Consider the following 20,922-nt stretch of genomic DNA (forward strand, 5'->3'; position numbering starts at 1 on the left):
GGGCTGGAGGAAGGAGGATCAGAAGGTCACGCCGACACGGGCGCTGACGGTCTGGCCGTCATCGCCGCCCGTGTAGGTGCCGGCGCGGTTGTTGGTGTGCCACTGGATGCCGTTGAGCTGGATCCGGGTGAAGCTGTTGAGATACCAGTTGACGCCCAGCGTCGCGGCCCAGCCGTCGCCGCCCAGCACCAGGTCGGTATAATCGAGATTTTCGTAGCGGGCGGTCAGTTCGATCGCGCCGAGGCCGCCGTCCAGAACGGGGTCGAGCACATTGGGCTGGCCGAAGCTGCCGAGGCGCGGGTTGTAGGGCGGCAGTTCGCCGGTCAGGAACAGGCCGCTCGACAAGCTCCAGGCCTTGCTTTCGAAGCTGGGGCGTCCGCCGTCGAGGCGTGCGATGCGGCGGCCGGCCTCACCCATCACCCACAGGCCGCCGACATAGCCGCCCAGTTCCGCGCCATAGCCGGTGGTCGAGCGGCCGCCGAGCAGTTCGCCGGTGGTGACGCGGACCGCGCCGTTGAAGCGGCCGCCGATGACGGTGCTGCGGGTCAGCGTGGTCGCGGCGGAGGACAGGGCTTCGTCGAAGAACCAGCCGCCGACATGGAGCAGCGAGCGATCGGTCCTGATCGGGTTCCAGTGCGCACGGCCGCTGAAGGTACGGCTGTCATTGGTCGCCTGTTCGCCATCGACGCGGTCGCCGGTCACGCTGAGCGAGGCATGCCAGTTGGGACCGAACATGCGGCCCATGATGCCGATGCCGTAGAAGCCGCGCTGCGGGATGATGGCGGTCGACACCACGCCCCGTTCCAGGAAGGGGGTGGAGTCCGAACCGGTACTGCCTTCGAAGGCGCGGTCGTTGAACAGGTGCCCCGCGCGCACGTCATAATCGACCTTGCTGCTGATCTTGTTGCGATAGCCCAGGAAGGCGGTGACGATGTCGACCTCATTCTCCGAAAAATCGCTTTCGAACTGGTAGAAGAAATGCGGGCCGACGCCGCCTTCCAGACCCAGGCGCAGCGCGCGCATGCCGGTCGTCGTGGTGTTGCGGCCGCCATATTTCGACCCCAGGGTCGAGCTGACGTCGACCAGGATGCGGCCGCGCGGCTTGTAGGTGAAGACGCCGTCGGCCGAGCGGAAGACGGGCAGGCCCGCGCCCCATTCGGTGGTGACGCCGGACGGATTGGCGGCGACCGCGCGGGCCTGGGCCACGTCGATATCGGCCGGGCCGGGCGGCACGATCTGTGGCGCGAAGGGGGCGATGACCAGCGGCTGGGCCGTGTCCTGCTGCGCCATTTGCGGCGCGGGCTGCGCAGCGGCGGGGGGCGTCGCGGTCTGGGCGGCGGCCTGTTGCCCCTCGATCTTGTCGAGCCGGGCCTTGAGCGCGGCGATCTCGGCCGCCTGGGCCTTCACCAGTGCGGCCAGGTCATCGGCGCTGGGCGCCTGGGCGAGGGCGGGCGTGGCGACGATCAGTGCCAGCGCGGCGCAGCCGCCGCGCAACATCAGATGGGTCATGCTTATCGGGCTCCGGAAACGAGGGCCGCCTGCCATTCGCGCAGGAAGCGCTGGCGCGTGAGGCGGTCGAGATTGACGAGAAGCTGTGGGCCGACGCGGATCGAGCGGGCCTGGGCAGCGGGCAGACGGCGGCCGTTGATATCGGTCCGCACCGGCCAGAGGCTATGTTGCGCGAGCAGCGATTGCCCTTCGCGCGAGAGGAGGAAGTCTAGGAATAGTTTGGCCGCGGCGGGGTGCCGCGCCTCGCGCGCGATGAAGGCGATGCGCGACATCACGATGGTATAATCTTCGGGAAAGACGACGCCGATGCGCGGGTCGCGGCGGGCGCGTTCCTGCGCGTAGGAGCCGATCACATTATAGGCGATCGAGAATTTGCCTTCGGCCACGCCGCGCAGCATCGGTTCGGTGGTGATGTGCAGTTGAGGCCGGGTCGCGGCCATCGCCTCCACCAGCGAACCGGTGTCGCGGGTGATGGCATAATCCTGCGTCAGATAGAGATAGCCGGTGTTCGAGCGGGCGGGGTCGAAGGTCGCGACCTTGCCGGTCAGCGTCTTGCGATCCTTGCGCAGCATCGCCTCCAGCGCGGCATGGCTGCGCGGCGGATTGGCAATCGCCTTCTTGTTGTAGACATAGGCGATCGGCTCTGCGGTGACGCCAAAGCCCATATTCTTCCACACCGCATTGGCGGGCAGGGCGGGCTTTTCGGGGCTGGCATAGGCCTGGGCAAAGCCGTCGTTGATGAGCTTGACCTGCTGGTCCATCGCCGACGACCAGACCAGGTCTGCCGACATCCGGCCGCTGCGCGCCTCGGTCGAGAAGCGGCGGAACATCTCGTTCGATCCGAGGTCGGAATAGCTGACGGTGACGCCGGGATAGCGGCGCTGGAACGCCAGGATGACCGGTGCCATTTCCGACGTGTCGGCATTGGCATAGACGATGACCTGCCGTTCGGCACGGGCATCGCCGATCAGATCGTCATAGGAACGCGGATAGCCGGTTGGCCTTTGCGCTACCGCTGTCGCGCTGGTGACGGACAGGCTTGCCAGCGCCGCCACTATCTGAATAACCCTTCGCATCGACCCTGCTCCTCACATGTTCCGTTCTTCTGTCGGATTGGGAGAGGCAGTTACGAAGCCAAGCTGTCATCAACCTTTCAGCATCGGGTGCCCTATTCGGATTTTGATGATCGAGGATGACGCCGCACTGGCGCGCAGCATTGCAGCCCTGCTGCGGGCGGGCGGCCATGCGGTGGACCATGTCGCGACCGGCGAGGATGCGCTGGCGGTGGTGGGCGGGGAACCCTATGCGCTGGTCATACTGGACGTGGGCCTGCCCGATATCGATGGCTTCACCGTATTGGCGGAATTGCGCCGGCGCGGGGAGAAAGTGCCGGTGCTGATGCTGACCGCGCGCGATGCGCTGGACGACCGGGTGCGGGGGCTGGACCTGGGCGCCGACGATTATCTGCGCAAGCCCTTCGAGCCGCAGGAACTGGAGGCGCGGGTGCGGGCGCTGGGGCGGCGGCGAGGCGGCGATCCGACCCCGGAAATCACGGTCGGACCGCTGACCATCAATCGATCGACTGGTGTCGCCGATGTCGCCGGACGGGCGCTGGACCTGCGCCGGCGCGAACTGGCGGTGCTCGAGTCGCTGGCGACCAGGGCCGGGCAGGTGGTGCCGCGCGAATTGCTGATCGGCGAGGTGTTCGGTTTTGACGAGCCGGTCGGCAGCAACGCGATCGAGGTGCATGTGACCCGGCTGCGCGGCAAGCTGGCGCCCGACGGGCCGGGCATCCGCACGGTGCGCGGCGTGGGCTATATGCTCGATGCCCAATGAGGGATGGCCATCGGGCGAGGGGCGGGCCATTGCCCTGCGCACCCGCCTGCTGGCGGCGATGCTGGGGCCGATGCTGGGCGCGGCGGCGATCATCGGCGTGGGCGGCGCGACGCTGATTTCCGACGTGGTCCGCCGGACCAACGACCGGGTGCTGGGCGGTGCGCTGGGCGCGATCGCGGAAACCGTGCAGGTGGAGCGGGGCGAGGTGACGCTGGACCTGCCGCCCGCCGCCTTCGGCATGCTGGAGAATAGCGAGCGGGACAATGTCTATTACCGGATCGCGGTGGGCGGCACGTTGCTGACCGGCTATGCCGATCTGCCCGCGCCCGACCCGCGGACCATGCCGGTCGACCAGCCGCGATTCCGCTTTGCCCGGTATCGTGGGCAGGACATCCGCATCGGCGAGGTGAAGCGCAGCCTGCCGCGGATCGCCGACCCGGTGATCGTGCAGGTGGCCGAGACGCTGGATAACCGGCGGGCGCTGATGCACCGGCTGATGATCGCGCTGCTGATCGGCGAACTGACGCTGGTGGGGGTGGCGATCCTGCTGCTGCGGCCGGCGCTGGGCTGGAGCCTGCGGCCGTTGCTGCGCCTGCGGCGCGCGGTCGAGGCGCGCGATGGTGATGCGCGACCGGATTTCTCGGCGCTGGATGCGGGGCCGCTGCCGAGCGAATTGCGGCCATTGGCGCGGGCGTTCAACCGGCTGCTGCGTCAGCTGGATCAGGCCACGGGGGGCGTCCGCCGCTTCACCGCCGATGCCTCGCACCAGATGCGCACCCCGATTTCGGTCCTGAAGGTGCAGATCGAGCTGGCGCGCCGGGGATCGCGCGAGGCGTTCGACGAGATTGCCGATGCGGCGCAGCGGCTGGAGCGGCTGGTGACGCAGTTGCTGGCGCTGGCGCGGGCCGAGGAGGCGGGCGCATCGCCGCCGCTGGAGACGGTAGACCTGAAAGAGGTCAGCGCGGTGGTGGTCAACCGGCTGATCAACCAGGCGATCCAGGCGCAGGTCGAACTCAATCTGGAAGCGTCGGACGCGGAAAGCTATCGCGTCGAGGCGCATCGCACGCTGGTGTTCGAGATATTGGCCAATCTGGTCGACAATGGCATCCGCTATAACCGGCCCGGCGGCACGGTGACGATCGCGCTCGCGCAGGGCGAGGATGCGACCCTGATGACGGTCAGCGACGATGGCCCCGGCATTGCGGTGGAGCATCGCGACAAGGTGTTCGAACGCTTCTTCCGCGTGGGCGGCGCCAGCGCGCCGGAGGGGACGGGGCTGGGCCTTGCCATCGTCCAGTCCGCCGCGTCGCGCATGGGCGCGCAGGTGGAGATTGTCGAGGGCGGCGCGGGCACGCATATCCGCGTGCGCTTTCCGCGACGGGGGGAGGATGGCGGGGTTTAGCGCTTCTGCCCACTGGCGCGCAGGCGGCCGCTTCGTGGCGCACCCACCCCCGGCCCCTCCCTTGGAAGGGAGGGGAGTAAATGTGCGCATGATGAGCGCGGCGGCAGGTCGGGATAGCTTTGCGCGATCGGCCCGAGCGCGTCGGTGAGCGGGGCCAGCCAGGGTTCGAAGCGCCGCCAATGATCGACGCCGCCGGTATAGATGGGCTGGCGCACCTGTTCGGAACTGGCGGTGCGCACCGCCCGGTCGGTCTGCCAGAAGGACAGGCAGGCCGCCTCGAAATCGAGGCCGAGATAGGCGAGCAGCCGGTCGACCTCGCCGGGCGTGTCGGCGACCATCTGTTCGTAGATGACACGATGGACCCGGCCCGGCGCGGCCGCGTCATAGGCGGCCATCAGCGCGACATAGTCCCGATAATAGAGGCCGATGTCGGTCAGGTCATAGGTGAAGGCCTGGCCGCGCGCGAAATGCTGTTTCCAGCCGGAAAAGCAGCAGCCCATCGGATGACGGCGCGCGTCGATGATGCTGGCATTGGGCAGGATCAGCTTGATGAGGCCGACATGCTGCCAGTTGTTGGGCATCTTGTCGATGAAGCGCGGCTTGTCGCTCTGGCGGTGGACGCGGGTCTGTTCGACATATTCCTCACCCAGCCGCTGGCGGTCGGCCGGGGTCAGCGATGCCGCCATGACCGTGAAATCGGCAAATTCGCCATCGTCCACCCGCGATTGCAGGCGGCTGGCGATCATCATCATCTCGGGCAGCTCCATCGTGCCTTCGACCTGGCTGTGGCTGGCGAGAATCTGTTCGACCAATGTCGATCCCGCGCGCGGCAGGCCGACGATGAAGATCGGGTCGGGCGCGGGGCAGCCGCCATCGCCCATGGCGGCGATGAAGGGCGCGCTGAAGGTCGTGGCGGTGGCCGCGACTTCGGCGGAAAATTCGCCGGCATCGTGGCGGATCATGGCGCGGCGCAGCCGGTTGCCGGCGTCATAATGGCGGAAGGCCGCTTCGTCCGCCTTGCGATCCTCCTGCGCCTTGCCGAGCGAGAAATGGAGGTGGAAGACATCCTCGCCATCGGTCTGGCCATCGCGGGCCAGGGTTTCGAGCGCGCGCTCCATCGTGGCGATGTCGGCGGCGTCGAGCTTCACGGTCTTGAGGTTGGCGAGGCTCCACCAGGCTTCGCCCATGGTCGGGCGATGATGCACCGCCTGGCGATAGGCATGGACCGCGTCGGCCTGTCGCCCCAGCGTCTTGAGCGCATGACCCAGATTCTGCCAGACCTGCGGCTGGTCGGGCCGATCGGCCAGCAACCGCTCATAGATGGCGCGCGCCGCGTCCTGATCGCCCAGCCGCACCAGCACCGATGCGCGGATCAGGTCATAGCCCGGATTATGGATCGGCGAGCGGGCGAGGGTTTCGGCATGGGCCAGCGCTTCGCTCAGGCGGTTGTTCTGCAACAGCAGGCGGATGAGGAAATCGCGGGCGAGGTCGAAGCCGGGCGCCAGCGCGACGGCGCGCTCGACATGAGCGAGGGCGGCATTCATGTCGCCGCGCCGCCATTGCACCTCGCCCATCAGGCGGGTGCCGGCGGGATCGTCGGGCAGGCGATCGGCGCGCGCCGCCAGCAGCATTGCCGCGTCGTCCAGTCGCCCCTCGTTCATCGCCATTGCCGCTTCCAGCAGGTCGCGATCGCGCGAGGCGGCGTGGACGCCCGACAGGTCGGCACGCCAGGCATCGCCATCGCGCCCTACCGTGCGCAGCAATCCGGCCAGCAGGAACCAGCCGCCGGGGACGCCGGGTTGCTGGTGGGTCAGGCTTTCGAGCGCGCCGATCGCCTGACGCTGGTCGCCGGCTTCCTGCGCGGCCTGGGCCAGTTCCCACAATATCGCGGGGACATTGGGATGCTGGCGGGCGAGGGGGGCGAGCCGGGCCAGTGCGGCCTTAGGCTTGCCGAGGCGGCGTAGCGCCTGTCCGATCAGCAGTTCGGCGGGGGGCAGGCGCCCGGCCCGGCGCAGGATCGCTTCGGCCTGCGCCAAGGCCGCATCGGGGCGGGCGTCGAGCAGGGCGGCGGCGTCTGCCAGCGCCGTCTGGATGCTGTCGGTTGCCGGTACGGCGGACGCGTTCCCCATAGCCCCTCATATTTGTGCGACTGCTCAAAATCTTATGTCGGCTGCAGGCAGGCGTCGAGTCAGCTTGTCGTAAAAGTTTCAAAAAGTCGCCGAACAGCCGCTTGACAGGGCGTGTCCGATCGGCAGTATCGAATTTAGGACAGTTGTTCTGATTGCTGCAAAAGCGAACTGTCCGGGGATTATGGAACAGATAAACAGCGTGGCCAGCGTCTGGCGGCGATCCTGAAAGAGTCTCTCTTTCGGGCGGGGCATCCTTCGCCCTGTCGGCCGCCGGTGCGCGAGGCCATGCGAACGCGTCAGGGAAGGAGACCCGGAGCACCGGGCGAATTTCGCAGGAGAGGACGAGTCGCAACGCGTATCAGGGGGTATTCGTATGGCCATTCGTCTCCGCTCGCGAAGAGTGCGCACGTTCTGCGCGCTTGGCACGAGCACGTTCCTCACACCGATGATCCTGTCCGCGCCGGCACTGGCGCAGGCCCCGGCGGCCGATGCCGCCGCCGCCGATGCGGCCGCCGCCGAGGCCGAACAGGGGCTGGGCGAGATCGTCGTCACCGCGACGCGCAGCGCGCAGAGCATCCAGAAGGTGCCGATTTCGATGCAGGCGCTGGGTGCGGAGAAATTGCAGGAACGACAGGTGAAGGGCCTGAGCGATTTCGCCGCCCTGCTGCCGTCGGTCTCGTTCGAGGGCATTGGCCCCGGCCGCAACACCGCCTTCTTCCGCGGTATCGTGCCCGCCGGCGGTGCCTATGCCTCGGTCGGCTATTATCTCGACGACATGCCGATCACCGGCACCGAAGTGCCTGATATCCATGCCTATGACCTGGAACGGGTCGAGGCGCTGTCCGGGCCGCAGGGCACACTCTATGGCGCCGGCTCGCTGGCCGGCACCATCCGCCTGATCACCAACAAGCCCAAGCTCGACAAGTTCGAGTTCGGCTATGACGTGGAAGCCAATAAATATGGCAAGGGTGATTTCGGCGGCCAGCTGGAATCCTACATCAACGTGCCGCTGGCGCCGACGCTGGCGGTGCGGGCCATGGGCTATTATCGGCGCGACGGCGGCTATATCGACAATACGCCCAACAACGGCACGTTCAACGATGGCAGTTCGTCGACCCTGACTCTGGGCGACAACAACCCCAACACATCCTACACGCTCGACAATAGCGACATCGCCAAGGATGATTACAACACCATCCGCGAATTTGGCGGCCGCTTCCAGCTGCTGTGGCAGCCGACCGAGGGCTGGGACATCACGCCCGAGATCACGGCCCAGAAGCAGGTGGCGCGCGGCTATTTCGGTTATGATCCGCGGGTCGGCGACCTGGAAGTCCATGACTATGACCAGACCAAGAATGACGATCGCTGGTATCAGGCGGCGCTGTCGATCCATGGCCATATCGGCGATTGGGACATCGTCTCGGCTACCGGCTATTTCAAGCGCCGCACCCGCACGCTGAACGACTATACCTATTACACGGTCACCTATGACGGCTTCGGGCCGGGCTATGAAAGCTATCTGCAATTTTTCGACAATTGCACCGGCTCCGGCGCCAGCCAGCAGTGCCAGATGATCAATCCTACCCAATATTATCATGCCGACACGCACCGCAACAAATTCACCCAGGAATTGCGGATCTCGACGCCCAAGGACTGGCCGTTCGACGTGACCGTCGGTGGCTTCTACCAGCGGCAGAAGAATGAGTTGAACACCAGCTATGCGATCCGCGGGCTCGACACGATCACCGGCTATACCGCGACCGGCGGCGGCGATGTGGCGGGCGGGCTGATCGGCGTGCCGGCCATGTATGGCATCGCCTATGACGAGGATGGCAATCCCTATTTCGATACCAGCGACGTCATCAACGCCAACGGCAATCCGCTGGGCACGATGATCCTGGGCACCCAGGCGGTGAAGGGCGACGCCTTCTATTATGTCGAGCAGGACCAGCTCTATCATGACAAGGCGATCTTTGCCGAAGGTCATTACAACATCACGCCGACGCTGAAGCTGACCGGCGGCATCCGCTATTTCTGGACCGACTATAAGGTTCGGGGCTTTGCCGGCGTCGCCGGATCGGCCGCAGGCGTGGGCTGCACCACGCCGCTGCCCGATGACGAGCGGCTGACCTGCGTCAACACCAACCCCAATGCGGCGGACGGCACCGGCCGCTACAAGGAGGATGGCGAGACCCACAAGGTCGCGCTCGACTGGCAGTTCCAGCCCGACAAGATGGTCTATTTCAACTATTCGACCGGCTTCCGCCCCGGCGGGTTCAACCGGCCGCTGCGCATCCGCAGCCTGGGCAAGATCGTCAATGTCGCGCCGTTCAAGTCGGAAACGCTGACCAATTTCGAGGTCGGCGTGAAGACCACCTGGAACAATATCTTCCGCTTCAACGCCGCCGTCTATTATGAGAAGTGGAACAATATCCAATATGGCGTGGTCGTGTCTGGCGCACAGGGCGCGGGCATGACCGGCAATGCCGGCAAGGCCGAGGTCAAGGGCATCGAATATGATGCCGACCTGCGGCTGGGCAAGGTGACGATCTCCACCTCCGGCGCGTTCAACGATGCCAAGCTGAAGGGCGATTTCTGCAACTTTGCGCTCAATACCGAGACCGAGTCCATTGCGCAGCTGAGCAGCTGTACGCTGGGCGAGTTCGTCGAAGGATCAAGCCCGCCGACGCCGCAGGTCGCGGCCGCCAACGGCACCCGCCTGCCGCGCCAGCCGCGCTTCAAGGGCACGACATCGATCCGCTATGACACCGACTTGGGCGATTATGCCGCCTATGTCCAGGGCGCGGCGCTCTACCAGACCGGCGCGACGCAGGATCTGAACGTCGAGAGCAACGAGCTGCTGGGCAATACCAAGGGCTTTGTCAGCTTCGATTTTTCGGGCGGGATCAAGAAGGATGGTTGGAGCGTCACCCTGTTCCTGCAGAACGCCTTCGACAAGCGCGGGCAGCTGACGCGCAACACCTTCTGCTCGATCGACTTCTGCGCCAACAGCTCGCGCACCTTCACGATCAAGCCGCAATTCTTCGGCATAAGGTTCGGCCAAAAATTCTAAACAGGTCGCCGAACAGGATGGCCATGCCCTGCACGATATGCGCGCGGGGCATGGCCATTTTCATCGGAGTAGCGGGCATGCTGCTCGCCATGCCGGTGGCGCCGCGCGCGCAGGAGGATCATTCCGGCCTGACGCGCGCAGCCTATCGCGCCCGATGCCTGATGTGCCACAGCCGCGCCGCGCCAGAGGGTGTCTCACCGGAGATATTGGCAGGGCTGCATTCCGAACCGGGGCTCAAGCCGGCGGCCGCGATGCCGGGCGTCAGTTGCTGGCGGCGCTGCACCAATTGCTGGCCCGCAGAGCCGCGGGAGGGACGGAAGTAAGTCCCTATTTCTTCTCATATTTCCAGTTGCGACCCTTGCCCTCGCCAATCCAGTCGACGGCCTGGGCGATGCGCTTGTCGCGGGTGGCGTCGGTCTTCGCCTCATTGATCCACTCGCAATAGTCGCGGATCTTGCCGGGCGGGAAGGCGGCCCAGATGGCCGCCGCCACCGAGTTGGCGGCGATGGCGTCGGCGAAGGCGGGGTGGACGGGCAAAGGCGCTTTGGGCGGCTTGGGGCCGGTGCGTGGGCGATCGCCGGCGTCGATCAGGGCCATGGCCTGGGCGATCAGGCCGGCGATGGCGGCATCGGACGGGAGGTCGGAAAGGGCGGTGAGGCGGCCGAACTGGCCCATGGCGTCGTCGCTGGCATCTTCCCTGCCAACCTTGTCATGCCAGAAGCCGAAGGCGGCATGGCCCTTGAAGGCGGCCATGTTGGCGAGATTCTGGTCCCTGTAGGTGAAGAAGGGCATGCCCCATTTGACCGCTTCGCCGATGTCCGGCGATGCGGCGTGCATCAGCGCGCGGATATGGATGAGAATGGGGCGGGCGAAATCCGCCTGGCGGGCGATATAGGCGTCGATCCGCGGGTCCATGGCCATAGGATGATCCCCCTCGCTGTGCCGCGGGCTCAAGCGGCTGTCCCGATCGGCCGGTGATGCCATCAGCCGGCGGGCAGTGCAACGCACGGGGCGCAGCGAGGGGGACTGCGGGCGCGCCCCTTTCACGCGCCCGCAGAGCCTGGCTCAGTTGGCGGCGCGCGGGGTGTCCGGCGTGTCGAGCAGGGCGATGGCCATGGCGGGGCCACCCGCGCGACGGGCGAAGCGGGCATTATTGTCGAGCGCCTGCCGCTGGAGATCGCGGATCTGCCGATTGTAGCTGGCCTGGGTCGTGGCGAAGAGGATGGTGGCGACATAATTCTGCCCGGCGCCGATGCCGGCGGGCAGCGGATGCAGGGTCGGGATGCTCTGGATGGCGCGCATCGCCGCCTTGTCGAGTTGGCGCGAGCCGGACGAGTTGAGCAGGGCGATGCCGGCCGGCGCACCGCTGTCGCTGCAGGCGAACTTGACCTGGACGATGCCTTCCTCCGGCCCGGACAGGATGGTGGGATAGCGCAGCCGGTTGGAGAGGATGTTGCCGGTGCGTTCGACCCAGCGGTCGAGCGTGGGCGGGGCGGTGGTGGGCGCCGTCACGTCGATCGAGGGGGCGGATGATTGGGCGCGGGATGCGGCCGGCAGCAGCAGCGGCACGGCAAGGCAGAGGCAAAAAAGCAGTTTCATGTTTCGATCTCCTGAGAGCGGATGATCGGCCGGGGGCGGGAAGGACGTCGTTGGTCGGCCCGCATGCGGTCGAAGGTGCAGACGGCGACCCGGCAATGTCTGCACCCGCATTTTTTATCAGGCGAAAGATGAAATGACAATTTCATAAATGAATTTGCCATTTAGATGCTTAAGATGTTTGGAAATTAAAATTTAGTTGCAAATGCTTTTCGTGAGAACAGCGTTTCTTGAGTGGCCTCTCTGGCGCTGGATGACAGGGGAAGGGAAGAAGTCCCGGAAAACCGCGCGCTATTCCGGTGCGCGGGCCGGCATGGCGCAGGATGGCGGGGGCGCGCGTCGACCATGGCGGGACGGTCCACTTGAGGCTGGCGCGCCCGAGTCTTCGTCAACCCTTGTGGCGCGCCGTCAGCAGATAGTTGATCGCTGTGTTGGCCGACAGGGTGAAGCCGCGCGCCGGATCGAAGGCGAGGCCGCTGCTGTCGGTGACTTCCAGGCCGGCGTCGTCGAGCAGGGCGGTCAGTTCTTCGGGGGTGATGAACTTGGACCAGTCATGCGTGCCCTTGGGAATGCCGCCGATGCTTTCGCCGATGGTGATCATGGCGAGGCGGGACATGGGCGTGCGGTTGGGGGTGGAGAGGATCATCAGGCCATCGGGCGCGAGCTTGGCCGCGAGGGCGCGAACGAATGCGGCGGGATCGGCGACATGTTCGATCACCTCCATCGAGGTGACGAGGTCATAGCCGCTGTCGCTGACCTGCTCGACCGGGGTGGCGCGATAGTCAATGGCGAGGCCCTGGCCCTGTGCATGGGCGACAGCGACGGCGATATTTTCCGGCGCCGCGTCGAGGCCGGTGACGCTGGCGCCGAGGCGGGCGAGCGGTTCGGCGAGCAGGCCGGCGCCGCAGCCGACATCGAGCGCGCGCTTGCCGGCGAGTGGACGGAAGCCATGATCGTCGCTGTCGCAATGCCGGTCGATCGCGGCGCGGATATAGGCGAGGCGGACCGGGTTCAGCTTGTGCAGCATCGCGCTCGACCCCTTGGGATCCCACCAGTCGGCGGCCATGGTGCCGAAATGGGCGGCTTCCTTCGGGTCGATCGTCGCGGTCGTCTCAGTCATCATGCACCTTGGGTCTTGCTGGGTGGCGAAGCACCCGTGCCGCCGTTCTAGCAGCGGGCGGCGGGAAGGCCAATGTGCCATGCTGTCATAGCTATGTCTTTGAAGGCGGGGCATGTAGGAGCGCGGGCAGCGGCCAGGTGGGCGAGCGGATGGCGGGATTGCTTGCCATATCCGTCGCGGCTGCTAATAGGGCAGCCGTTTTGCCCCTTTGGGACATTTTGTTTCACAATTGGAGCAGTGTCCGATCCGATTGCATCGGCTCGGCTGCTCCATATCTTTTGTTGGTCGCGTTTTCCGAGTCAGCAGGTGTTCCACCTGCTTCGAAAACGCTTAAAGGACAGGTTCGACAAGCAAATGGCGCGCATCGTGATGAAATTCGGCGGCACCTCCATGGCGGGGATGGAGCGAATTCGCAACGTGGCCGCGCGCGTCAAACATGTCGTCGATCAGGGCCATGAAGTGGCGGTCGTGGTATCGGCCATGGCCGGCGAGACCGATCGCCTGGTCGGCTTCTGCAAGGAAGCCTCGGCGCTCTATGATCCGGCCGAATATGATGTCGTCGTGGCGGCGGGCGAGCAGGTCACCAGCGGCCTGCTGGCGATGACGCTCAAGGCAATCGGCGTGGACGCGCGCAGCTGGCTGGGCTGGCAATTGCCGATCCGCACGATCGAGGCCCATGCCAAGGCGCGCATCAGCACGATCGAGACCGATGCGCTGATCGCGGCGATGCAGTCCGGCCAGGTCGCCGTCATCCCCGGTTTCCAGGGCATGATGGACGATGGCCGGGTGTCGACGCTGGGCCGTGGCGGTTCGGACACGTCGGCGGTTGCGGTGGCCGCGGCGGTCAAGGCCGATCGCTGCGATATCTATACCGACGTCGACGGCGTCTACACCACCGACCCGCGCATCGTGGCGCGTGCCCGCAAGCTGGACCTCGTCACCTATGAGGAAATGCTGGAGCTGGCCTCGGTCGGCGCCAAGGTGCTGCAGACCCGCTCGGTCGGCCTCGCCATGAAGGAAGGCGTGGTCGTGCAGGTGCTTTCCTCCTTCGATGATCCCACCCAGGACGACCTCCCCGGCACGCTGATCGTGAGCGACGAGGAACTGGAAGCCAAGCTCAAGGAAACCAAGATGGAACGTCAGCTCATCACCGGCATCGCCCATGACAAGAATGAGGCGAAGATCATCGTCACCCGCGTGCCCGACAAGCCGGGCGCGGTGGCCAGCATCTTCACCCCGCTGGCCGATGCGGCGATCAATGTCGACATGATCATCCAGAATGACAGCAAGGACAATGAGGAGACCGACGTCACCTTCACCGTCCCGCGCGCGGACCTCGCCCGCAGCGTCGACATATTGGAAGCGAACAAGGACGCGATCGGCTTCCGCCGCATCATCACCGACACCGAAGTCGCCAAGATCAGCGTCGTGGGCGTGGGCATGCGCAGCCATGCCGGCGTCGCCGCCACCATGTTCAAGACGCTGGCCGAGCGCGGCATCAACATCGAAGCCATCTCCACCAGCGAGATCAAGGTTTCGGTGCTGATCGACGAGGACGAGACCGAACTGGCCGTCCGCGTGCTGCACACGGCTTACGGTCTGGACGCCCCGGCGGCTTGACAGACATACTCCCCTCCCTTCTAGGGAGGGGCATGGGGGTGGGTGCGATTGCGTCAGCAATCGCCGCCTGCCTTGGTGGATAGGGAGGAAGCTCGCTTCGCTCGCTACCCACCCCAACCCCTCCCTTGAAAGGGAGGGGCTTTTTTATGTTGTAGGATATGACGATGACCACTGCCAAACTCGCTTCCCTGATGGCCCGCGGCACCGAATTTCTGGGCTGCGAGAGCGCGATCCTGTGCGGGGCGATGAGCTGGGTCAGTGAGCGGCATCTGGTGTCGGCGATCTCGAACGCCGGCGGTTTCGGCGTGATTGCCTGTGGCGCGATGTCGCCCGAATTGCTGGACGCGGAAATCGCGGCGACCAGGGCGCTGACCGACAAGCCGTTCGGCGTGAACCTGATCACCATGCATCCGCAACTGTTCGACCTGATCGCGGTGTGCGCCAAGCATGACGTGAGCCATGTGGTGCTGGCCGGTGGCCTGCCGCCCAAGGGCAGCATCGAGGCGATCAAGGCCAATGGCGCCAAGCTGATCTGCTTCGCGCCCGCGCTGGCGCTGGCGAAGAAGCTGGTGCGATCGGGCGTCGACGCGCTGGTGGTCGAGGGCATGGAAGCGGGCGGCCATATCGGTCCGGTCGCGACCAGCGTGCTGGCGCAGGAAATCCTGCCGGAAATGGCGCAGCAGGTTCCGGTGTTCGTCGCCGGCGGCATCGGCCGGGGCGAGGCGATCGCCGCCTATCTGGAAATGGGCGCGGCCGGTGTGCAGCTGGGCACCCGTTTCGCCTGCGCGAGCGAGAGCATCGCCCATCCCGCGTTCAAGAAGGCCTTCTTCCGCGCGTCGGCGCGCGATGCCATTGCGAGCGTGCAGATCGACCCGCGCCTGCCGGTCATCCCGGTGCGCGCGCTCAAGAATGCCGGCACCGAAGCCTTCACCGCGAAGCAGCGCGAAGTCGCCAACCTGCTGGACAGCGGCGCGGTCGACATGGGTGAGGCGCAGTTGCAGATCGAGCATTATTGGGCCGGGGCGCTGCGCAAGGCGGTGATCGACGGCGATGTCGAGGGCGGGTCGCTGATGGCGGGCCAGTCGGTCGGCATGGTGACCAAGGAAGAGCCGGTTGCCGACATCATCGCCGAGCTGATGGCGCAGGCCGCAACGGCGCTGGAACGCCGCGCGGCCTGATCCCCGCTGCCTGAAAAACAGGCTTTATCGGCTTTTAACCAATATCGGGCATGGTTTCCGGCATCAGATTTGCCGGAGACCGTTCATGCGTGCCTCGATCCGTCACCTGCTATTGTGCCCGCTGGGCGGGATTGCGCTGCTGTCTGGCTGCGCGGGGCAGCGGGAGGTGGCGGTTGCGCCGCCGCCTGCGCCCGTGCGGGCGCAGCCCGTGCCCCAGCCGCTGCCGCCGATGGGCGCGACAGCCAATATGCAGATACCGGCGATCGGTGCCGATGGTCAGCGCGTCACGCCCAACCGCGATCTGAGTGGGCCGGCAACGCTGTGGCATATGCGCATGGCGCTGAACGTGGCCGCCCTGTCCTGCCAGGGGAGCGGCGACGCGGCGCGGCTGCAATATAATGCGCTGCTGGCCCGGCACAGGGCGGCGCTGACGCGGGCCAATGCGCAGGTCGAGGGCGAATTTAAGGGGCAGTTCGGCGGCGGCGCGATCGCGCAGCGCGAGCGGCTGAATACAATCGTCTATAATTTCTTTGCCCTGCCGCCGGCACAGGCGGCCTTCTGCGCGGAGGCGGTGCGGGTGGGGGCGACCGTCAACAGCCTGCCCGCGGACCAGTTGCTGGCCTATGCGCCGACCGGCCTCGCCGCGCTGGAAAAGCCCTTCACCGACTTCTTCGATGCCTATGCCCGCTATCAGACCGACCTGGCGGCATGGCGTTCGGGGCGGACGCTGGCGATGGCGCCGGTGCTGCTGGAGGTCCGGCTGAGCCGGGCGGACCTGATCGCGGATGATGGCGTGACGGTGCCGAAGGGGGCGATGCCGCGCCTGCTGGCGCGCGCCGACTGAGAAAAATCGGCTATTTCCGGCCTTTTTCGCGATGCTCGGCTTGCCGCATTGCAACCAATTGGGATAGCGGGCTTTTAACAGCAACCGGGCGGGGGTTCAGCGGTGAACCACAGGCGGGGCCGTCCTTGGCTGCGCGTTAAGCATATTTCCTCCGGTGGAAATGCCCGGCATGTTTGCCGGGCCAGATCGTCGGAGTAGTTGATGTTCCTGCCACGTTCCCTGTCTTCCCGCCTGTCGCTGCTTGCTCTGACGGCGCTGGCGGCTTGTGCGACGCCGGTGAAGCAAGTGCCGCCCACGCCGCCGCCGGCGGTGGTGCCGACGGTGATGCCGACCCCGCCGCGCTATTCCGCGCCCGACATGGTGCCGCCCGACAAGGACGAGGCCGGAAAGTTCATCACCCCCAATCGCGATTCCCAGGGCGACCAGGCGCTGTGGCATGTGCGCATGGGGCTGAACGTCGCGGCGCTGGGCTGTCCCGAGACCAATGGCCAGACGCGCATATTGTACAACCAGATGCTGACCGTGCATGGCGCGTCGCTGAAGCGCGCCAACGACACGCTGGAGGTCAGCTATCAGCAGCGTTACGGCAGCAGCGCGATCCGCATGCGCGAAGTGCTGAACACGCTGGTCTATAATTTCTTCGCCCTGCCGCCGGCGCAGAAGGCCTTCTGCCAGAAGGCGGTGGCGACGATGACGATCATCAACGGGCTGACGCCCGAGGCGCTGGCTGCCTATGCGCCCAAGGCGCTGGACGAGCTGGAACAGCCCTTCCGCGATTTCTGGGCGGAATATGAGGATTATCTGCGGCGGCTGGAGGAATGGCGCAAGCGCTTCGGCGCGACGGTGAAGCTGGTCGGCCCGGTCGGCGGCGATGATCTGAACGACCATGAACCGCCGGCGCCGACCGCGCCCGCGCCGATGGGGCAGGTGCCGGCCACGCCGATGCAGCGGCCGTCGGACATGATCCTGCCCGATGCGCCGGCTTCCGCGCCCGCGCCTGCTGCTCCGGCTCCGTCTGCGCCGGCCTCGGCTGTTCCGGGAACGCCGAGCGCGCCGCCGCCGGTGGTGCCGACCCAGCCGCAGGTGCAGGCGCCCAAATTGCCGTTGCAGCCGGTTCCCGCGCCGCCCGAAAGCTGATCGCCGGTCAGGCGTCGCGCGCGTCGAAGCGGGCGCGGGCGCCCTCGACCGTAGCGAGATTGCGTTCGGCCCAGACCCATACGCCGCAGAAGGCGGCGCTGAGGCTGTTGCCGAGCGGGGTTAGGGCATAGTCGACGCGCGGCGGCACGACCGGATGGACGGTGCGGGTAAGCAGCCCGTCGCGCTCCATCTGGCGCAGCGTCTGGGTCAGCATCTTCTGGCTGATCCCCTCGACCGCGCGGCCGACCTCGGTAAAGCGCAGCGTGCCGCGCTCCTCCAGCAGTTCCAGGATCAGCATCGTCCATTTGTCGGCGACCCGGCCGATCAGTTCGTTGACGAGTCGCTCCACCCGTGGATCGAGTTCGGTCGGCGGATCATGGTCGAGATACTGCTCGGCGGCCGCTATTTCGGCGGTGGCGAAGCGGGATTCCAGAGGATTTGCCATTTCTTACCTTTGGGTGCCTATGGCACTTTACGGTGCCTTCTTTCCAAAAGAGAGTGTGGGGCTAAATTAGTGGGCAAGCAACCAGTCACAGGAGCTTTCCCCATGAAAAATTCCGGCAACACCATCCTCATCACCGGCGGCGGTTCGGGCATCGGCGCGGCGCTGGCCCATGAATTCCACGCGGCGGGCAACCAGGTCATCATCGCCGGGCGGCGGCAGGCGGCGCTCGACGCGGTGGTCGCGGCGCACCCCGGCATGGCGTCGATGGTGATCGACATGGAAGATCCGGCGGCGATCGCCGCCTTCGCGGACAAGCTGGTCGCCGATTTCCCGGCGCTCGACGCGGTGCTGCTGAATGCCGGCATCATGGTGGCGGAGGACCAGATCGACCTCGCCATCGCCGAGGCGACGGTGGCCACCAATCTGCTCGGCCCGATCCGCCTGAGCCATGCGCTGCTGCCGCATCTGCTGGCGCAGAAGAGCGCGACGATCCTGACCGTGTCGTCGGGGCTGGCCTTCGTGCCGCTGGCGGCGACGCCGACCTACAGCGCGACCAAGGCGGCGATCCATGGCTGGTCGCTGGCGATGCGCGAGCAGCTCAAGGGCACGGGCGTCGATGTGGTGGAGATCGTGCCGCCGGGCGTGCAGACCGACCTGATGCCCGGCCATGCCGAAAATCCGCAGATGATGCCGCTGGCCGATTTCATCAGCGAGACGATGGGCCTGTTGCGGCAGGAGCCGACCCCGGCGGAAATCCATGTCGAGCGGGTCAAGTTCCTGAGCGAGGCGACCAAGCGCGGCGAGTTCGACCAGGTGTTCGGGATGCTGAACGGGGCGCATTGAGGCCCTGAGCCTTGCCTCCCGCATGGGAGAGGACTATCTGGGCTTCGTCAAGCGAGGCCACGTCCTCCCCCGCCATGCGGGTTTCAAGTCCGGGACGGCCCGGCGCCCCTTGTGAAGGAGCGCCATCATGGCCTGGATTGCCCTGTTTTTTGCCGGATTGCTGGAAATCGTCTGGGCCTTTGCGATGAAGCAGTCGCATGGCTTCAACCGGCTGGTGCCGAGCCTCATCACCCTTGGCGCGATGATCGCCAGTTTCGGCCTGTTGTCGCTGGCGATGCGTAGCCTGCCGCTGGGCACCGCCTATATGATCTGGACCGGGATCGGCGCGCTGGGCGCCTTTGCCGTCGGCGTCGCCTTTATGGGCGAAGCGATCAGCCCGGCGCGGCTGGCGGCGGCGGCGCTGATCCTCTCTGGTCTTGTCATGATGAAGCTGGCGTCGCCGGGTTGACGGTTGAGGGGGCCTTGGGTGGCAGCGGGAAGAGGCGGACGAACCGTTCCGCCAGCGCCCGGTCGCCCTCCACCTGCAGGGCCGGCGCCATCGCGGCGAAGGACTGGCCGCCATAGACGATCGCGGCGAGCGCATTCTGGTCGCCGGTGAAGATCACATCGGCGCCGGCCGCCTCGCCCCGGTCGATGGTGAAATCGCCATCATGGAGCGTGGCGCGAAATTCCTCCTCACCGAAGCGGAAGCCGATGGTGGCATCCAGATCGCCGATCGCGGCGCGATCGATCATCGTGCGCATCGACATCACCACCGACACCTGGCTCATCGGCATGCCCGGCTGCATCGTCGGCGATCGGCAGGCCCAGCGGCCCAGCACCATGAACAATATTTCCGACTCGCGGCCCCACTCGGTCAGCTCGTAAATCTGGCTGGCGGCGGGCGGGGGCAGGCGGCGGCGGACAAGGATGCTGGCCGCTTCCAGCTCCTCCAGCCGCTGGGTCAGCACATTGGCGCTGATTCCGGGCAGGCTGGCGCGCAGGTCGGTGAAGCGCTTGGGGCCGAGCAGCAATTCCCGCATGATCGGCATCGCCCAGCGATCGCCGATCAGATCGAGCGCATGGGCGGTGGCACAGCCATCCTGATAGGCGCGTTTGCGCGGGTTGGGACTCATTGGTTATCTTTTCTAACTTGTCTGTTGCATAATGTAATCTTCGGGCGCACAAAGTTCAAGTCGGCGACTCACGACAAGGTGCGAGCCGCCATGAAAGCATGAGGAGAGAGACGATGGCCGATGCGCCCGCGCCGAAGATGATCTTCGTCAACCTGCCCGTCACCGATCTGCCCGCCGCGATTGCCTTTTATGAAGCGGTCGGCGCCGTGCGGAACAATGATTTCGCCGATGACAGCGCGCAGATGATCAGTTTTTCCGAGACGATCCATGCGATGCTGCTGACCCATGAACGGTTCGCCGGCTTTACCCCGCGCAAGATCCCCAATGCCCATGAAACCGCGCAGGTGTTGCTGTGTTTGAGCGAGACGAGCCGGGACGCGGTGGACGCGACGGTGGACAGGGCGCTGGCGGCGGGCGGGACCGAGCCGAACCCCAAGCAGGATCATGGCTTCATGTATGGCCGCAACTTTGCCGATCTGGACGGCCATATCTGGGAAGTGATGTGGATGGATGTCGCCGCCGCAATGGCCGCGAACCAGGGAGAAACTGCCGACGCCTGATGTCGACGACCTTGCAGAAGGAGAGAGACGATGAGCTATATGGACGGGTTCGTGATCCCGGTGCCCAAGGGCAACAAGGAACGCTACAAGGAGGTCGCCGCCTATGCCGCGCCGATCTTCATCGAACATGGCGCGCTGCGCGTGGTCGAATGCTGGGCCAACGACATCAAGCCCGGCAAGGTCAATGATTTCCGCACGGCCGTCATCGCCGAGGAGGATGAGGAGGTCGTCTTCTCCTGGATCGAATGGCCCGACAAGGCGACCCGCGATGCCGGCGCCGAGAAGGTGATGAAGGATGAGCGCATGCAGCCCAAGGAGGGCGAGGACATGCCCTTCATCGGCGCGCGGCTGATCTATGGCGGGTTCGAGGTGCTGGTCGACCACAAGTAAGATTGACCGCCATTCCGCCCAGGCGGGCCTGCAAAGCGCGCTTTTCTGCGTTCCGGTGCTCACGTACTTTAAGTACGCTGCGCTCCGTTACTCGAAAATCACGCTTTTCGGCTCCACCTGACCGC

General features: G+C 65.9%; 20 protein-coding genes. 12 read left to right on the forward strand and 8 right to left on the reverse strand.

Annotated features, from left to right (window positions below):
- Positions 1–18: 18 nt before the first annotated feature.
- Both BRX37_RS12825 and BRX37_RS12830 read right to left on the reverse strand, forming a co-directional pair.
- Positions 19–1,509 (reverse strand): OprO/OprP family phosphate-selective porin, encoded by a 1,491-nt coding sequence (locus BRX37_RS12825; protein ID WP_125987410.1) that lies wholly within the window; start codon positions 1,507–1,509, stop codon positions 19–21.
- Between the two features lie 2 nt (positions 1,510–1,511).
- A complete protein-coding gene (locus BRX37_RS12830) occupies positions 1,512–2,585 on the reverse strand; it encodes an ABC transporter substrate-binding protein (RefSeq protein WP_037520256.1) in 1,074 nt (357 codons plus the stop codon).
- A 106-nt stretch (positions 2,586–2,691) separates the two neighbouring features.
- Here BRX37_RS12830 and BRX37_RS12835 point away from each other — a divergent pair, with 106 nt between their 5' ends.
- Both BRX37_RS12835 and BRX37_RS12840 read left to right on the forward strand, forming a co-directional pair.
- On the forward strand, positions 2,692–3,345 hold the full coding sequence (locus tag BRX37_RS12835) for a response regulator (protein WP_125987412.1): 654 nt from the start codon (positions 2,692–2,694) through the stop codon (positions 3,343–3,345).
- The gene (locus tag BRX37_RS12840; protein WP_125987414.1) at positions 3,335–4,747 is read left to right on the forward strand and encodes a sensor histidine kinase; all 1,413 of its coding nucleotides are present in this window, start codon (positions 3,335–3,337) and stop codon (positions 4,745–4,747) included. Before BRX37_RS12835 ends, BRX37_RS12840 begins: the two co-directional genes overlap by 11 nt.
- Here the strand turns inward: BRX37_RS12840 and BRX37_RS12845 are convergent.
- On the reverse strand, positions 4,744–6,876 hold the full coding sequence (locus BRX37_RS12845) for a sulfotransferase (RefSeq protein WP_318276677.1): 2,133 nt from the start codon (positions 6,874–6,876) through the stop codon (positions 4,744–4,746). The genes BRX37_RS12840 and BRX37_RS12845 overlap by 4 nt on opposite strands.
- A 445-nt stretch (positions 6,877–7,321) precedes the next feature.
- Between BRX37_RS12845 and BRX37_RS12850 the strand changes: the two genes are divergently transcribed.
- Together BRX37_RS12850 and BRX37_RS12855 are read left to right on the forward strand one after the other, a co-directional pair.
- Positions 7,322–9,949: a TonB-dependent receptor gene (locus tag BRX37_RS12850; protein WP_125987542.1), complete on the forward strand. Its 2,628-nt coding sequence runs from the start codon at positions 7,322–7,324 to the stop codon at positions 9,947–9,949.
- A 50-nt stretch (positions 9,950–9,999) separates the two neighbouring features.
- Complete coding sequence (locus BRX37_RS12855; RefSeq protein ID WP_125987416.1) at positions 10,000–10,272, forward strand: hypothetical protein; 273 nt, start codon at positions 10,000–10,002, stop codon at positions 10,270–10,272.
- A gap of 4 nt (positions 10,273–10,276) precedes the next feature.
- On the opposite strand, the gene BRX37_RS12860 is transcribed toward BRX37_RS12855, so the two are convergent.
- The 3 genes from BRX37_RS12860 to ubiG form a co-directional block, all read right to left on the reverse strand.
- Positions 10,277–10,870 carry a YdeI/OmpD-associated family protein gene (locus BRX37_RS12860; protein WP_125987418.1) on the reverse strand — a complete coding sequence of 198 codons (594 nt, stop codon included), beginning with the start codon at positions 10,868–10,870 and terminating at the stop codon, positions 10,277–10,279.
- 144 nt (positions 10,871–11,014) lie between these two features.
- Positions 11,015–11,548 (reverse strand): energy transducer TonB family protein, encoded by a 534-nt coding sequence (locus BRX37_RS12865; RefSeq protein ID WP_125987420.1) that lies wholly within the window; start codon positions 11,546–11,548, stop codon positions 11,015–11,017.
- Between the two features lie 385 nt (positions 11,549–11,933).
- On the reverse strand, positions 11,934–12,668 hold the full coding sequence (gene ubiG, locus BRX37_RS12870) for a bifunctional 2-polyprenyl-6-hydroxyphenol methylase/3-demethylubiquinol 3-O-methyltransferase UbiG (protein ID WP_125987422.1): 735 nt from the start codon (positions 12,666–12,668) through the stop codon (positions 11,934–11,936).
- A gap of 351 nt (positions 12,669–13,019) precedes the next feature.
- On the opposite strand from ubiG, the gene BRX37_RS12875 reads away from it, so the two are divergent.
- The 4 genes from BRX37_RS12875 to BRX37_RS12890 all read left to right on the forward strand — a co-directional run bounded on the left by BRX37_RS12875 (position 13,020) and on the right by BRX37_RS12890 (position 17,444).
- The gene (locus BRX37_RS12875; RefSeq protein ID WP_004208043.1) at positions 13,020–14,285 is read left to right on the forward strand and encodes an aspartate kinase; all 1,266 of its coding nucleotides are present in this window, start codon (positions 13,020–13,022) and stop codon (positions 14,283–14,285) included.
- A 164-nt stretch (positions 14,286–14,449) separates the two neighbouring features.
- On the forward strand, positions 14,450–15,463 hold the full coding sequence (locus tag BRX37_RS12880) for an NAD(P)H-dependent flavin oxidoreductase (RefSeq protein WP_125987424.1): 1,014 nt from the start codon (positions 14,450–14,452) through the stop codon (positions 15,461–15,463).
- 85 nt (positions 15,464–15,548) lie between these two features.
- Positions 15,549–16,307, forward strand: a complete 759-nt coding sequence (locus tag BRX37_RS12885; RefSeq protein WP_125987426.1) for a hypothetical protein — start codon at positions 15,549–15,551, stop codon at positions 16,305–16,307.
- Positions 16,308–16,508: 201 nt separating this feature from the next.
- On the forward strand, positions 16,509–17,444 hold the full coding sequence (locus tag BRX37_RS12890; protein ID WP_125987428.1) for a hypothetical protein: 936 nt from the start codon (positions 16,509–16,511) through the stop codon (positions 17,442–17,444).
- 7 nt (positions 17,445–17,451) lie between these two features.
- Here the strand turns inward: BRX37_RS12890 and BRX37_RS12895 are convergent, their stop codons facing one another.
- Positions 17,452–17,889, reverse strand: a complete 438-nt coding sequence (locus BRX37_RS12895) for a winged helix-turn-helix transcriptional regulator (RefSeq protein WP_125987430.1) — start codon at positions 17,887–17,889, stop codon at positions 17,452–17,454.
- A gap of 102 nt (positions 17,890–17,991) precedes the next feature.
- Here BRX37_RS12895 and BRX37_RS12900 point away from each other — a divergent pair, with 102 nt between their 5' ends.
- Positions 17,992–18,732 carry an SDR family oxidoreductase gene (locus tag BRX37_RS12900; RefSeq protein ID WP_125987432.1) on the forward strand — a complete coding sequence of 247 codons (741 nt, stop codon included), beginning with the start codon at positions 17,992–17,994 and terminating at the stop codon, positions 18,730–18,732.
- A gap of 127 nt (positions 18,733–18,859) precedes the next feature.
- Positions 18,860–19,180 carry a DMT family transporter gene (locus BRX37_RS12905; protein WP_125987434.1) on the forward strand — a complete coding sequence of 107 codons (321 nt, stop codon included), beginning with the start codon at positions 18,860–18,862 and terminating at the stop codon, positions 19,178–19,180.
- Here the strand turns inward: BRX37_RS12905 and BRX37_RS12910 are convergent.
- Positions 19,152–19,847 (reverse strand): winged helix-turn-helix transcriptional regulator, encoded by a 696-nt coding sequence (locus BRX37_RS12910; protein WP_125987436.1) that lies wholly within the window; start codon positions 19,845–19,847, stop codon positions 19,152–19,154. The genes BRX37_RS12905 and BRX37_RS12910 overlap by 29 nt on opposite strands.
- Positions 19,848–19,960: 113 nt before the next feature.
- Here BRX37_RS12910 and BRX37_RS12915 point away from each other — a divergent pair, with 113 nt between their 5' ends.
- Positions 19,961–20,407, forward strand: a complete 447-nt coding sequence (locus BRX37_RS12915) for a VOC family protein (RefSeq protein ID WP_004208034.1) — start codon at positions 19,961–19,963, stop codon at positions 20,405–20,407.
- A gap of 30 nt (positions 20,408–20,437) precedes the next feature.
- Positions 20,438–20,797, forward strand: a complete 360-nt coding sequence (locus BRX37_RS12920) for a DUF1428 domain-containing protein (RefSeq protein WP_125987438.1) — start codon at positions 20,438–20,440, stop codon at positions 20,795–20,797.
- The last annotated feature ends 125 nt before the right edge of the window (positions 20,798–20,922 follow it).

The organism is Sphingomonas sp. S-NIH.Pt3_0716 (assembly GCF_003950715.1).
GTDB classification, from domain to species: Bacteria; Pseudomonadota; Alphaproteobacteria; order Sphingomonadales; family Sphingomonadaceae; genus Sphingobium; species Sphingobium yanoikuyae_A.

Bases quoted from the DNA above. Each gene is read 5' to 3' on its own strand.
- BRX37_RS12825 (WP_125987410.1), bottom strand. From the start codon at position 1,509: ATGACCCATCTGATGTTGCGCGGCGGCTGCGCCGCGCTGGCACTGATC.
- BRX37_RS12830 (WP_037520256.1), bottom strand. From the start codon at position 2,585: ATGCGAAGGGTTATTCAGATAGTGGCGGCGCTGGCAAGCCTGTCCGTC.
- BRX37_RS12835 (WP_125987412.1), top strand. From the start codon at position 2,692: ATGATCGAGGATGACGCCGCACTGGCGCGCAGCATTGCAGCCCTGCTG.
- BRX37_RS12840 (WP_125987414.1), top strand. From the start codon at position 3,335: ATGCCCAATGAGGGATGGCCATCGGGCGAGGGGCGGGCCATTGCCCTG.
- BRX37_RS12845 (WP_318276677.1), bottom strand. From the start codon at position 6,876: ATGGGGAACGCGTCCGCCGTACCGGCAACCGACAGCATCCAGACGGCG.
- BRX37_RS12850 (WP_125987542.1), top strand. From the start codon at position 7,322: ATGATCCTGTCCGCGCCGGCACTGGCGCAGGCCCCGGCGGCCGATGCC.
- BRX37_RS12855 (WP_125987416.1), top strand. From the start codon at position 10,000: ATGGCCATTTTCATCGGAGTAGCGGGCATGCTGCTCGCCATGCCGGTG.
- BRX37_RS12860 (WP_125987418.1), bottom strand. From the start codon at position 10,870: ATGGCCATGGACCCGCGGATCGACGCCTATATCGCCCGCCAGGCGGAT.
- BRX37_RS12865 (WP_125987420.1), bottom strand. From the start codon at position 11,548: ATGAAACTGCTTTTTTGCCTCTGCCTTGCCGTGCCGCTGCTGCTGCCG.
- ubiG (WP_125987422.1), bottom strand. From the start codon at position 12,668: ATGATGACTGAGACGACCGCGACGATCGACCCGAAGGAAGCCGCCCAT.
- BRX37_RS12875 (WP_004208043.1), top strand. From the start codon at position 13,020: ATGGCGCGCATCGTGATGAAATTCGGCGGCACCTCCATGGCGGGGATG.
- BRX37_RS12880 (WP_125987424.1), top strand. From the start codon at position 14,450: ATGACCACTGCCAAACTCGCTTCCCTGATGGCCCGCGGCACCGAATTT.
- BRX37_RS12885 (WP_125987426.1), top strand. From the start codon at position 15,549: ATGCGTGCCTCGATCCGTCACCTGCTATTGTGCCCGCTGGGCGGGATT.
- BRX37_RS12890 (WP_125987428.1), top strand. From the start codon at position 16,509: ATGTTCCTGCCACGTTCCCTGTCTTCCCGCCTGTCGCTGCTTGCTCTG.
- BRX37_RS12895 (WP_125987430.1), bottom strand. From the start codon at position 17,889: ATGGCAAATCCTCTGGAATCCCGCTTCGCCACCGCCGAAATAGCGGCC.
- BRX37_RS12900 (WP_125987432.1), top strand. From the start codon at position 17,992: ATGAAAAATTCCGGCAACACCATCCTCATCACCGGCGGCGGTTCGGGC.
- BRX37_RS12905 (WP_125987434.1), top strand. From the start codon at position 18,860: ATGGCCTGGATTGCCCTGTTTTTTGCCGGATTGCTGGAAATCGTCTGG.
- BRX37_RS12910 (WP_125987436.1), bottom strand. From the start codon at position 19,847: ATGAGTCCCAACCCGCGCAAACGCGCCTATCAGGATGGCTGTGCCACC.
- BRX37_RS12915 (WP_004208034.1), top strand. From the start codon at position 19,961: ATGGCCGATGCGCCCGCGCCGAAGATGATCTTCGTCAACCTGCCCGTC.
- BRX37_RS12920 (WP_125987438.1), top strand. From the start codon at position 20,438: ATGAGCTATATGGACGGGTTCGTGATCCCGGTGCCCAAGGGCAACAAG.